The following is a 12,255-nucleotide window of genomic DNA, read 5'->3' as shown; positions in this document are numbered from 1 at the left end:
TTTGCGCGGAGGGGGGCGATGGCATAAGCTTCTTGCGTATCGAGGCAGGCGGAGCCTGCCCGATAGCGCCTTGATACGCCATCGCCCAGAGGCCTCCGCGCAAAATCCACCCGGAGTCAGCTGGATAACGGCCCCTCACCCCTCAAACAGACTCCACCCCGCCGCCACCAACCCAAAACCATCCACCCCACCCCCGGCAACCGCGCGGCGCGGGCACCCGAATCACACCCACACCCACCCCAGACCTCACCAAAACCCAGCGCCAACGCCACAAAAGTCCTTACCCCACAACGCTTCGCCCCACAGTCGACAAACCTGCCCAAGGCTCTCCGACTCAACGCCCAGCGTACGCACCACCGTTGACATGCAGAACCTGACCCGTCAGATGCCCAGAATCGGGACGCGCCAGAAAGAACACAGCCTCCGCGACCTCGCCCGGCGTCCCGGGACGCCGGTTGAAGGCCACCGACACACGGGCGTCGACCCACTCCTGTGAGACGGTGCCGGCGAAGAACTCGGTCTCCAACGTGACCCCCGGAGCGACAATATTCGCCGTGATGCCGCGACCGCCGAGGGCACGGGCCGTCTCGACGTTCCACGCTTCCAAGGCCGCCTTCGCCGCGCCGTAGGAGCCGGATCCCTGCTTCGCAGCGATGGAGCCGATGGTGACAACACGAGCCCCGTCGGCCAGCCGCGGCTTGAGGGCCTCGGTGACGAGCACCGCGGTAAGCACATTGGCCTCGAAGTTGGCCCGCCACGCGTCGGCCACGCCGGAGAGGTCGCCAGCGGCGACGGCGGGACGGCGGCGGTCGGTGTTGCCGCCGGCGTTGTTGACCAGCACATCAACGCTGGTCGGCAGGCGGTCGAGGGCGGCGTGGACGGCGGCCGGGTCGGCGGCGTCGAAGGCGACGTGGGCCACGCCCAGCCGTTCGGCGGTGGCGGCCAGCACGTCAGCGCGGCGGCCGGTGATGGTGACGTCGTGCCCGGATTTGGCGAACAGTTCGGCGGCGGCGGCCCCGATGCCGGTGCCGCCGCCGGTGATGACAACGCTGCGCTTGCTCATGGCCGGAAGTCTCAGCCCCGAACGTTCGAGGTGTCAAGAGATGTTCGAAATTCTAAGACCATGTCGAAGTTGTGTAGGCTGCCGGGCATGCCCACCAGCGCGAAGACCCGCACCGACGAGGTGCTCGACCGGGTGCGCGCCGACATCCTCGGCGGCCGCCTCGCCCCCGGCGAGCGGCTCAAGTTCGCCCCGCTGTGCCGGGATTACGACGCCAGCGTCGGGCTGCTGCGCGAGGTGCTGAGCCGGCTGGCCGAGCAGGGCCTGGTGCTGGCCAACCCGCAGGTCGGCTTCCAGGTCACGCCGATCTCCCTGGACGACCTGCTGGACCTCACCCGCACCCGGATGGACGTCGAGGGCCTGGCCCTGCGGCGCGGCATCGAACGCGGTGACCTGGCCTGGCGGGCCCGGCTGGTCGCGGCCCATTTCACCCTGGCCAACACGCCCCGGCGCGACCCGGCCGACCCGACCCGGGTCACCCCGGCCTGGGAAACCGCGCACACCGACTTCCACGACGCCCTGCTGTCCGGCTGCGGCCCCCGGCTCTACGCGATCGCCGCCGCGCTGCGCACCAGCGCCTGCCTGTACCGGCGCTGGTCCGAGGCTATCGACTCCACCGACGCGGCCCGCGATCCGGCCCGGGAGCACGCCACGATCCTCCAGCACACCGTCGACGGCGACGCCGACGCGGCCGTCGCCGCGCTCTCAGCGCACATCGAGCTGACCACCACGCTGATCGTGGCCTCCCGCAATGCGTCCTGAGGTTTGACGCTCCGTTCGGGCCGAACTACCTTGATCTGCAAGCGAATACCGAAGGAGCGGCGGCATGCCCGGGCGGGACGACGAGCGCGGCGAGCGGATCCTGGACGCCGCCGCCGAACTGGTGCTGCGCTGGGGCTACAAGCGCGTGACCATCGAGGACGTGGCCAAGCAGGCCGGCATCGGCAAAGGCACGGTATATCTCCATTTCCGTACCCGGTCCGAGCTGTTCCTGAGCGTGCTGATGCGGGAGTCGGTGGCGTTGACCGCCGACATGCTGGCCGAGCTCAAGCGGGACCCGATGATGATGCTGCCGGCCGAGCAGGCGCGTTTGGTCTACATGGGAGCGATGAAGCGACCGCTGCTGCGGGCCATGTTCGTCCGTGACGTGGAGCTGCTGGGCGACCTCGCGACCGATCCGGCCATGCAGCCGCTGCGCCGGGTGAAGATCGACCTGTTCGGCGACCTGTTCCAGGTGCTGCGCGAGCACGGGCTGGTCCGCACCGACCAGGACCTGGAGAGCCAGCGCTACCTGATGGGCGCCGTGCAGACCGGGTTCTACCTGGCCCGGCCGATGATGGGGACGTACGCCGACAGCTACGACGACGAGGCCGCCGCCGAGCTGCTGGCCCACACCGTGCGCGCGTCCCTGCACACGCCCGGGCCGCCCGATCCCGAGGTGCTGGCGGCGCTCGCGCCCAAGGTCACGTCCATGCTCACCGACTTCCACCAGGCGCTGGCCGCCAGCGTTCACGGCTCGATCGACTGACGGTCCTCCGACCGCACGCCCCGCACCGACGGCAGGGCCAGCACCACGGCGCTGGCCACCACCTGCCAGCCGACGCCGACCGCCAGCACCGCGCCGATGCTGGTGGCACCGGCGACCACGCCGGCCAGGGCCAGTCCGATCGGCCCCAGCGCGTACGCCCCGAACGCAACGTAGGAATTGACGCGGGACAACGCCTCCGCCGGCACCTGCCGCTGGATCGTCGTCGACCACATGGTGTTGAACGTCGCGCTGGCGCAGCCGGCACACACCGCCCCGGCCACCACGACCGGCAGCGGCAGGCCGGCCACCAGGCACGCCGACGGGGCCGCCCACGCGAACGAGACCGCCGTGGCCACCGACAGCGGCCGGCTGGGTCGCCGGCCCAGCAGGGCGAGGCCGGTGATCATCGCCCCGGCCCCGAAGCCGGCCGCCATCGCGCCCCACGCCCCGGCCCCGCCGTAGCGGGCCTGCGCCGATGCCGGCCCCAGCACCAGGTACGGGGCCCACACCAGCAGGTTGAACAGGGCGAACTGGACCGTCACCGCCCACAGCCAGGTCCGGGACCGGAACTCGGTCCAGCCCTCGCGCAGCTGCGTCAGCAGCGAGTCGCGGCGGCCGAGCGCGGTCGACGGCACCTTCAGCAGGGCCAGGCCCACCACGCTGAGGGCGTAACTGAGCGCGTCGATGGCCAGCACCGCCGGCGCGCCGACCAGGGCGACCAGCACGCCGGCCAGGGCCGGGCCGGCGATGGTGGCGCCGGACTGGGCCAGGCCGATCAGGGCGTTGGCCTCGGGCAGGTGCTCGCGCGGGGCCAGCGCCGGCACGAGACCCTCCATCGACGGGCTGAACAGCGCTTCGCTCAGCCCGCCGACCGCCGCCAACGCCATGACCGCGCCCAGCGGCGGGTGCCCCAGCGCGAACAGCAGCGCCACGCTGCCCTGGCTGACCGCCCGGATGCTGTCGGCGGTCAGCATCACCAGCCGGCGCGGCAGCCGGTCCCCCAGCACGCCGCCGAAGAGCAGGAACAGCACCAGCGGCACGATCCGCGCCGCCAGCACGTAGCCCAGGTCGGCCGGCGAGCCGGTGCTGCCCAGCACCGCGAACGACAGGGCCACCGAGGCCATGCCGGTGCCCAGCAGCGATCCCGTGTACGTGGCGAAGAACAGCCGGAAACGACCGTCGCGGAACGGAGCGAAGCGATTCATGTGACCCCCGATCCCATCCTGGCACGGAATCGGCGGCCGGCAAGGACTACCGCACGGCGAACTGCTCGCGGTTGCGCGCCACGAAGGCCTCCACGGTCAGGGGTTCGACGCCGGTGACCGTGCGGATCACGTCGTTGGTGCCGGCGAAGATCCCGTTGCGGTAGTCGACCGCGACGTTGGCGAGGTGCTGGATGCGGTGCGGGTTGTGGCCGTGGCGGGCGAGGTCGGCTCGGAACTCGTCGATGGAGATGGGCACGTAGTCGAAGGGCCGGCCCAGGGTGCGGCTGACGGCGGCGGCGATCTGGTGGTGGTCGAGCTCGACCGGGCCGTGCAGGGTGTAGGTCTTTCCGGCGTGGGGCCGGGGATCCGCCAGGATGGCGGCGATCAGCCGGCCCTGGTCCTCGGCGGCGACGGGCGCGTGCCGGCCGTCGGCGAAGGGCAGCCGCAGCTGGCCGGCCGCGTGGTCGGCGAAGAAGTGCAGCCACTCGGCGAAGAACGTCGGCCGCAGGTGGGTGACCGCGCCGGGCAGCCGGTCGAGCAGCCGCTCGGACAGCCAGTGCTGGCGGGCGGCGTTGCTGCCGGCGTCCCGACGGGCCGAGATCTGCGACATGGTGACCAGGGCCCGCACGCCGTTCTCCTCGGCCGCCTGGAGCATGACCGCGGTGGCGTCGAGCAGCCCGGGCTCGATGGGATAAACGAAGTAGGCGGCGTCGATTCCCTTGGTGGCACGGGAAACGGCGTCGAGGTCGCGCAGGTCCCCGACCACGATCTCGACCCCGTCGGCGGCGAGCCGGGCCGACCGCTCGTCCGCACGATGGACGAGCGCCCGGACCTCATGGCCCTGCCGGCGCAACTCGGCCACCGTGTAGCCGCCGGTGCGACCGGTCGCGCCGGTGACAAGAAAGCGTTGCGACACAATCCTTCCTCTCTCCAAGATCAAGGGACCTTTTCTCTCGCCCAACGCCAGGAAGGGCCCCTTCATAACGTTCAGCGTCATGAAGGGGCCCTTACTGACGTTCAACGTCAGGAAGGGGCCCTTCATGACACCCCCCAAACGCCAGTAACGGGCCTTTTACTGCGCCCAGCGCCAGGATCGGGCCTAATCAGGTCTGGGAGCGGGGGGCGAGGGGGTGGGAGGGGTCAGCGTGGGGGGCGGCGGCCGCCGGTGACCTCGATGGGCAGCTTGTGCGGGAACCGCTTCCGCACATGGGCCTTGGCCTCGGAGTCGGCCAGCACGTAGATCGGCTCGACCTTCTCCTGCAACGGCTTGAGCACCAGATCCATGAAGGCCTTGCGATCGTCCAGGTACGGCTCGATCACGTCCTCGCCGGCCGGGCACACGGCCAGGCAGTAGGCGGCCTTGTAGTTGGGCTTGAACGACAGGCTCTGCCACATGGAGGCGTTCTCGGCGTCGGTGACCCGATCGCGGAACTCCGCCCCGTCCCGGCTGTCGGCGACGGTCTCCACCCATTCGGTGAAGCCGCCCATGAACTCGCGGTAGTTGTGGGTGGAGCAGGCCAGCCAGTCGAGCACGCCGTCCTTGCTGATCGCGCCGACCGGGCAGGCGGCGACGCAGAGCTTGCACTCCAGGCAGGGGTTGTAGTCCAGCGGCTGCCCGTATGCGCTGATCTCGGCGTCGACCATGATCGTGCCGAGCAGGATGAAGTTGCCGTACCTGGGGTGGATCACGTTGCGGTGGATGCCCATCGCGCCCATGCCGGCGGCGACGGCGATGGGCTTGTGGGCGATCACCCAGATCCGCCCGGGGTACTGGCCCATCTCCATGGGAAACGTGGCCGACGGGTTGATCGCCCGGTGTCCGGCGTCCTCCAGGGCCCGCACGACGCGGTGCGCGGCCTCGTTGACCAGTTCGCCGGTGCGGTGGAACTCCTGGTTGGCGACGCTGCGCGCGGGCGAGCGGACGTTGTCCCGGTTCATCCGGGCGACCAGCGAGATGTAGCTGCGGGCCCCGGGCATGGCCCGTTCGGCGTGCTCGACCTCGCTGCCCAGGTCGGGGTGGTAGACGGGGACAAAACCGACGTCGTCGACGCCGGCGTCCAGGCAGAGCTTGCGCAGCCACGACGCGTCGATCACCGGCGCCGGGCCGTCGGCCGGCCGCGAGCGCACGGCCCGCACCGACGGGTGGTTCTCCAAGCGAGCCGGAAGCTTCGCCACGCCGACCTCCAGTGAGTCCAGTTTCGCTACTCACCCTGGCATGGTCAGTTGGAAAAGGCAACCCACCAGCGTGGCATCAAGAGGCAACGGCGATGCCGGCGTCAGGAGCGGTGCAATAGGGTCTGCGCGTGGAGGCGAACCAGCTCATCGCCGGGCGTTACCGTCTGCGCGAGCGGGTGGGGGCGGGCGGGAACGCGATCGTCTGGCTGGGGGTGGACACCAAGCTCAACCGGCTCGTGGCGTTGAAGCGGGCCCTGAACACCGAGGTGAGCGGCTCGGCGCGGACGCGGCGACTGCGCCGGGAGGCCGAGATCCTGGCCGGGCTCAACCACCCCAACATCGTCACGCTGCTGGACGTGGAGCCCGACGGCGACGGCGTGTGGCTGGTCATGGAGTACGTCGAGCTGAGCAGCCTGGATCGGCGCGGCGTGCTGCCGCCGGTCCGGGCGGCGGCGATCGGCGCGCAGGTGGCCCGGGCGTTGCAGGCGGTGCACGCGGCCCGCATCGTGCACGGCGACGTGAAGCCGCAGAACGTGCTGGTCGGCGAGGACGACCACGCCAAGCTGAGCGACTTCGGCAGCTCGGACGCGACCGAGTCCGAGGTGACGGTCTCCGACTCCACCCTGGTCCCCGGCACCCCCGGCTACGTGGCGCCGGAGGTGGCCGACGGCGAGAGCCCATCGCCGGCCTCGGACATCTTTTCCTTGGGGGCCACGCTGTTCGCGGCGGTGGAGGGCGTTTCCCCGTACGGCGCGGTCAATCCGCGGGCGCAGCTGCGGCGGGCCATCGCCCGCAGCGTGGCCAAGCCCAGGCAGGCCGGCCCGCTCACGCCGGTGCTGGCCGAGCTGATGGCCATGGACCCGGCCGACCGGCCGACGGCCGAGCAGGCCCGGCACCTGCTCGACGCCGTCGCGAATGGACGGTCGCCGGTCCGGATCCCCCAGCCCGGCAAGCGTTCCCGACGCTGGCTGCGCTGGGCCATCCCAGTCGGCGCGCTGGTTGTCGTGACAACAGTGGCGGCGATCCTGCTGATTCCACGCGACTCCCCCGACCTGCTGGCCGATCAACGCACCATCGACCCGTGCGCGCTGCTCGACACCAAGGCGCTGGGCAAGTTCGGCACCACCGACCTGAATCCCTTCTACGGCGACTTCGGCCGTTGCGACGTGCTGATCAACCCCGGCTCGGTCGACGTGAAGCTGGAGTTCAACAGCACGCCGCCGCCGACCGGCGCGGTGCGGACCATGAGCGGCGTGCCGGTGGTGGTCACCCCGCTCGACGACGGCCAGTGCGACCGGACTCTGGTCCTGGCGCACGGCAGCGTCGACGTCACGGCCAAGGTCGACGACGGCAACGGCCCGGCCAACCTGTGCGAGATCGCCGACAGCGCCACCGCCACCGCGGTGGCGGTCGTGCTCACGGGAGCGATCCCCAAGCGGACGACCGACCTGGGCCCGAAGTCGCTGATCCACTCCGACGCCTGCACCCTGCTGGACAACGACGCGCTGAGCCTGTTCCCGGGCGTCGACGCCCTGCACCCGCAGCCGGACTTCGGCAACTGGGGCTGCGTCTGGCAGAGCACGACCCAGAGCGAGCAGCTGACCCTGCGCTTCGACCGCGGCGACCCGCTGAACGCCTCCGACGGGCAGCCGCTGACCATCGCCGGCCACGCCGCGTTCGACCGGGGCGCCCACTATGGCGACAAGTCGTGCGAGATCGACGTGGTCGCCAACCAGTTCCGGGACGAGAACGACCTGCTCAAGGACGAGCTGATGATGGTGGTCGTGGCCGGCGACCTGCCGCAGGACCAGATGTGCGCCCAGGCCCGGGCGCTGGCCGCGCCGGCCGCGGCGAAGCTCCCGAGATAAGGGTTAGCATCTCGATCGGGGACCGCTCCCGAACCGAGGTGCGAGGCTGGGCGCATGAACGACACGCGGCGTGCGACGGGGGGACGGGAACTGGCGGCCGGCCACGACAGCCTGGCGCTGGGAGTGCCGCCGTCCTCCCCTGGCACCCTCTTCGCGCTCGCGCTGGCCGGCGGCGTCACCTTCGCCCCCAAGGAGGGGCGCACCGTGCTGTTCGGGCGGGACCGGCCCGAGGTGCACGTCTGCATCGGCGAGAACGACCGCCGCATCAGCCGACAGCACGGCCGGCTCACCCACCACGAGGGCCTGTGGTGGATCAGCACCACCGGTCGCGTGCCGGTGCGGCTGCCCGGCTCGCGGCTGCTGTTCCCCGAGGACAAGCCGATCCCGCTGGCCGAGGGCTACACCCCGATGTTCGTGCACGGCTCCAGCGGCCGCGAGCACGTCATGGAGATCTTCGTCGCCGGTCGGGACAGCAGCCGGCCGACCTCCCGGCATGCCGATCCCACCCAGCCGCCCAAGACCTACCGACTGTCCCCAGTGGAGCGATTGGTGCTGGTCGTGCTGGGACAGCGCTATCTCATGCACGAGGCCTATCCGCAGCCGCTGTCCTACCTCCAGACCGCCCGGCACCTCGGCGAGCTGCAACCCGACGCCGGCTGGGGCGCCAAGCGCATCGAACACCTCGTGGCCGGTGTGCGGGCCAAGCTCTCCCGCGAGGGCGTCGCCGGCCTGACGTCGGAGGAGGTCGGCGAGCCGGTCGGCAACATGCTCAACCACAACCTGATCCGCGAGCTGTTGGAGAGCACCACCCTCGCGCCGCCCGACGTCCGCCTGCTCAGCCACCCTGGCGACAGTTAACCGGGCCTTTTCGGGGCCCCTCCCGGATTTCGCGGGTACGGTCCCGGGCCATGAAGACTCTCGCGCTACTGACCGCAGGAATGCTCATGTTCACCGCGACGCCGGCCCAGGCCGTTTCCGAGCGCTCCTGCGGCAAACCCGCCGACGTGCTGAACCTGGCCAACTGGAAGCTGACCCTGCCGACCGGGTCCGACGGCCATCCGACCGAGATCAAGCAGCCCCAGCTGGCCGGCTACTCGGTCGACCCGTGGTTCGTCGGCTGTGACGGCGTGCAGTTCCGGGCCGCCGTCAACGGCGTGACCACCAGCGGCAGCAGCTATCCGCGCTCGGAGCTGCGGGAGATGAACGGCTCCAACGAGGCGAGCTGGTCGACCACATCCGGCGTCAGCACCATGGAGATCGACGAGGCCATCACCCATCTGCCCGCCGGGAAGGGCGTTGTCGCCGGCCAGATCCACGACAAGAGCGACGACGTCACGGTTTTCCGCCTCGAGGGCAGCAAGTTGTACGTGACCAAGGGCGATGACGCGCACTACCAGCTGGTCACCGACGACTACCGGCTCGGCACCCGGTTCAAGGCCCGGTTCGTGGCCGGAAGCGGCCAGATCAAGGCGTACTACAACGACAAGCTGGTTGCCTCCATCAAGGTGAAGTCCTCGGGCGACTACTTCAAGGCCGGCGCCTACACGCAGGCCAACTGCGACAACTCCTCGCCTTGCGGCGCCGGCAACTACGGCGAGGTGGTCGTCCACGGGCTGACCGTCAGTCACGACACTGGGGAGTGAACTATGTCCGTAGCAAGAAAAGTAGCCGCCGGATTGGCCGCGGTGGGCCTGCTGACGACCGGGGTGGCCGCGTCACCGAAGCGGATCCCGGCCGAGTGGTGATCACCTGCGAGATCGGCGGACACCTCTACAACCCCATCGTGGCCGAGCAGCTGCGGTCCGGGGTCGAGAACGGGCTCCGCCGGGGCCGGTGCGCGCTGGCCGAGCTCGCGGCGATCATCACTGACACCAGGGATCCTCGGCTGCGGGCCCGGCTGATCCCGGTCCAGCAGGAGCTGTCCGGCCAACCGTCCCTTGTGGACCTCGCCGCGCCGCTGTCGCCGCGCGAGATCGACACGCTGCGGTTGGTCGAGGTGGGCGCGAGCAACCTGGAGATCGCCGCCCGGCTCGGCTGAGCCTGGAGACGGTGCAGGCCTACCTGCGCTCGGCCCGGCGCAAGCTGGGCGCACGCAACCGAACGGCCGCCACCCATGTGGCGCGACTGCGCGGTTTGCTCTGACCGGGGTTCACGGCGGGCCATTCTCGTTCTACCATTCGTTCACATGGGCGTCTCTCGTTCATGGATATGAATGGAGTTGCAATGTCGCATCCCCTTCTCTCCAGACTCAGACTCGGCCGCGCCCTGACCGCATTAGCCGCCGTGGCCTCGTTATTCATGGTGACGGCGGGGACGGCGGCGGCCGCCCCCGCCCCGGCCGGCATCGATTCCAATCCGTTCTGCGGCGTGCTGCTGTGCGCCCCCGGCACCGCCGTGCTCGACGGCAAACAGCTCCTGCGCACCAAGATCGCGCTGCTGCTGGGCGACCGCACCGCCCGCACCGCGCTGAAGGACCTGCTGGCGCAGGCCGACGTGGCCCTGACCAAGGGCCCGTGGACGGTGATGAGCAAGACCCAGACGCCGCCCAGCGGGGACAAGCACGACTACCTGAGCCTGGCCCCGTACTGGTGGCCGAGCAAGCCGCAGACCCCGGACAATCCCCTGGGCTGCCCCTACGTCAACAAGGACGGCGTGCACAACCCGGCCAACGACACCTCCGACAAGTCGGACCGGCTGACCGCGTTCAGCGCGATCTACCAGCTGTCGCTGGCCTGGTACTACACCGGCAACCCGGCCTACGCCAAGCGCGCCGCGCTCGACCTGCGCACCTGGTTCCTCGACCCGGCGACCAGGATGAACCCGAACATGAACTTCGCGCAGGGCATTCCCTGCCGCACCAACGGCCGCGGCATCGGCATCATCGAGTTCTCCTACACCTTCACCCAGGTCCTCGACGCCGCCGCGATCCTGTCCATCGGCGCCCCGGGCTGGCACGCGGCCGACAGCGCCGGCCTGAAGTCGTGGTCGAGCGACTTCCTGACCTGGCTGCTGACCAGCCAGAACGGCAAGGACGAGGCCGCGCAGATCAACAACCACGGCACGTTCTACGACATGCTGTCGGCGGCGATCGCCTTGTACACCGGGCAGAACACGCTGGCCCACCAGATCGTGGTGAACGCCGAGACCTCGCGCATCGACCCGCAGATCCTGGCCGACGGCAGCCAGCCGCAGGAAGCCACCCGCACCCGCAGCTTCCACTACTTCAACTTCAACCTGGTCGCGATGACCCGGCTGGCGGCGGTCGGCAAGCACGTCGGCGTCGACCTCTGGGCCTACCGGACCCCGCAGGGCGCCAGCCTGTTCAAGGCCGTCGACTTCGTGATCCCGGCCGCGACCGGCGGGCTTTCCCAATGGCCGTACCAGGAAATCGGCTTCACCGCGTACGCCGCGGTCGACGTCCTGCACGCCGCCGCCGATGCCGGCGACCAGGCCGCCCGCGCCGCGCTCCCGCACGTGCCGGCCCCGCCCGGCGGCGACCTCTACCCGGTCCGCCCCGCCGCCGAGCAGCTCGACGACATCTCCCAGACCTGACACCGTTTCCCTGTCACGCCACGAAGTCCGTGACCAGCCGGGCCAGTTCGGCCGGCTGGTCCTCGGACACGAAGGTGTACGAGTCGGCCACCGTGACCAGGCGGGCGTCGGGCAGGGTGGCGGCGAGGCGGTCGAACAGGCGCGGCGCGAAGATCCGGTCGTCGGCCGCGCGGACCAGCAGCACCGGTTTGTCATAGCCGGCCAGCTTTTCCGCGGCGGCCAGGGTGTGGCGGCTGTCCACGCCGAGCAGGAAACGCTTGAGGTCACGGCGAATCAGCCGGCTCTCGCGGCCCGGCCGCACGTAGGAGTCCATGATCTCGGCCGGAATCCCGCGCTTGGCCAGCCAGCCGAACACCGACGGCTGCCGCTGCATGGCCGGCAGCGTGAGCAGCCGACTCAGCAGGAAAGCCGCGCCCGGAAGCCGCATCATCCTGGGCAACGCGTTGAACGGCTCGGGGAAGAACTCCTCGAACGCGTCGCACGGCGTGAGCACCACGCGGCCGAGCCGTTCGGGGTTGTCGGCCATGAGGATCTGCGTGAGCGCGCCGCCGGTGTCGTTGGCCACCACGGTGACATCGTCCAGATCCAGGGCGTCGAGGAACTGCCCGATCAGCCGGGCCACCCCCGGCGGCGTCAGGTCGGCGTCGGCCGCCATCGGCAGCCGGTGCGCGCCGAGCGGCAGATCCAGTGCCAGGCAACGGAAACCGGCGTCCGCGAGCAGCGGCACGACCTTGCGCCAGAGGTTGGAGTTGACCAGCAGGCCGTGCACGAACACGATCGGCCGGCCGCTGCCGCGCTCGGTGTAGGTGACCGTGCCGCCGGGCAGGGTCACGGTCTTGGCGTTGCCGAGGGCGATGTCGGGCATTG

At 70.4% G+C, this 12,255-nt stretch carries 12 protein-coding genes; 7 read left to right on the top strand and 5 right to left on the bottom strand.

The window, feature by feature from the left end:
* Positions 1-334: 334 nt before the first annotated feature.
* A complete protein-coding gene (locus ACIG5F_RS25965) occupies positions 335-1,063 on the bottom strand; it encodes an SDR family NAD(P)-dependent oxidoreductase (protein WP_396521670.1) in 729 nt (242 codons plus the stop codon).
* An 87-nt stretch (positions 1,064-1,150) separates the two neighbouring features.
* On the opposite strand from ACIG5F_RS25965, the gene ACIG5F_RS25960 reads away from it, so the two are divergent.
* Entirely contained in the window at positions 1,151-1,822 is a 672-nt protein-coding gene (locus tag ACIG5F_RS25960; RefSeq protein WP_396521668.1) for a GntR family transcriptional regulator, read from the top strand.
* 64 nt (positions 1,823-1,886) lie between these two features.
* A complete protein-coding gene (locus ACIG5F_RS25955) occupies positions 1,887-2,588 on the top strand; it encodes a TetR/AcrR family transcriptional regulator (RefSeq protein ID WP_396521666.1) in 702 nt (233 codons plus the stop codon).
* Here ACIG5F_RS25955 and ACIG5F_RS25950 read toward each other — a convergent pair.
* The 3 genes from ACIG5F_RS25950 to ACIG5F_RS25940 all read right to left on the bottom strand — a co-directional run bounded on the left by ACIG5F_RS25950 (position 2,570) and on the right by ACIG5F_RS25940 (position 5,968).
* The gene (locus ACIG5F_RS25950; RefSeq protein WP_396521664.1) at positions 2,570-3,793 is read right to left on the bottom strand and encodes an MFS transporter; all 1,224 of its coding nucleotides are present in this window, start codon (positions 3,791-3,793) and stop codon (positions 2,570-2,572) included. The genes ACIG5F_RS25955 and ACIG5F_RS25950 overlap by 19 nt on opposite strands.
* Before the next feature lie 46 nt (positions 3,794-3,839).
* Entirely contained in the window at positions 3,840-4,709 is an 870-nt protein-coding gene (locus tag ACIG5F_RS25945; RefSeq protein WP_396521662.1) for an NAD(P)H-binding protein, read from the bottom strand.
* A 224-nt stretch (positions 4,710-4,933) separates the two neighbouring features.
* Positions 4,934-5,968: an epoxyqueuosine reductase gene (locus ACIG5F_RS25940; RefSeq protein ID WP_396521660.1), complete on the bottom strand. Its 1,035-nt coding sequence runs from the start codon at positions 5,966-5,968 to the stop codon at positions 4,934-4,936.
* A gap of 128 nt (positions 5,969-6,096) precedes the next feature.
* Between ACIG5F_RS25940 and ACIG5F_RS25935 the strand changes: the two genes are divergently transcribed.
* The 5 genes from ACIG5F_RS25935 to ACIG5F_RS25915 all read left to right on the top strand — a co-directional run bounded on the left by ACIG5F_RS25935 (position 6,097) and on the right by ACIG5F_RS25915 (position 11,388).
* Entirely contained in the window at positions 6,097-7,836 is a 1,740-nt protein-coding gene (locus ACIG5F_RS25935) for a serine/threonine-protein kinase (RefSeq protein ID WP_396521658.1), read from the top strand.
* Between the two features lie 54 nt (positions 7,837-7,890).
* Positions 7,891-8,694, top strand: coding sequence for an FHA domain-containing protein (locus tag ACIG5F_RS25930; protein ID WP_396521656.1), 804 nt, complete (start codon positions 7,891-7,893; stop codon positions 8,692-8,694).
* 50 nt (positions 8,695-8,744) lie between these two features.
* On the top strand, positions 8,745-9,479 hold the full coding sequence (locus ACIG5F_RS25925; RefSeq protein ID WP_396521655.1) for a polysaccharide lyase family 7 protein: 735 nt from the start codon (positions 8,745-8,747) through the stop codon (positions 9,477-9,479).
* Positions 9,480-9,574: 95 nt separating this feature from the next.
* Complete coding sequence (locus ACIG5F_RS25920; RefSeq protein WP_396521653.1) at positions 9,575-9,874, top strand: hypothetical protein; 300 nt, start codon at positions 9,575-9,577, stop codon at positions 9,872-9,874.
* Positions 9,875-10,134: 260 nt separating this feature from the next.
* Positions 10,135-11,388 carry an alginate lyase family protein gene (locus ACIG5F_RS25915; RefSeq protein ID WP_396521651.1) on the top strand — a complete coding sequence of 418 codons (1,254 nt, stop codon included), beginning with the start codon at positions 10,135-10,137 and terminating at the stop codon, positions 11,386-11,388.
* A gap of 13 nt (positions 11,389-11,401) precedes the next feature.
* Here the strand turns inward: ACIG5F_RS25915 and ACIG5F_RS25910 are convergent, their stop codons facing one another.
* A complete protein-coding gene (locus ACIG5F_RS25910) occupies positions 11,402-12,253 on the bottom strand; it encodes an alpha/beta fold hydrolase (RefSeq protein ID WP_396521650.1) in 852 nt (283 codons plus the stop codon).
* Positions 12,254-12,255 lie beyond the last annotated feature (2 nt).

Source organism: Kutzneria sp. NPDC052558 (assembly GCF_044547355.1).
Classification (GTDB): domain Bacteria; phylum Actinomycetota; class Actinomycetes; order Mycobacteriales; family Pseudonocardiaceae; genus Kutzneria.
Note: the sequence above shows the minus strand (reverse complement) of the source record. Positions and strands in the feature narration are given on the sequence as shown.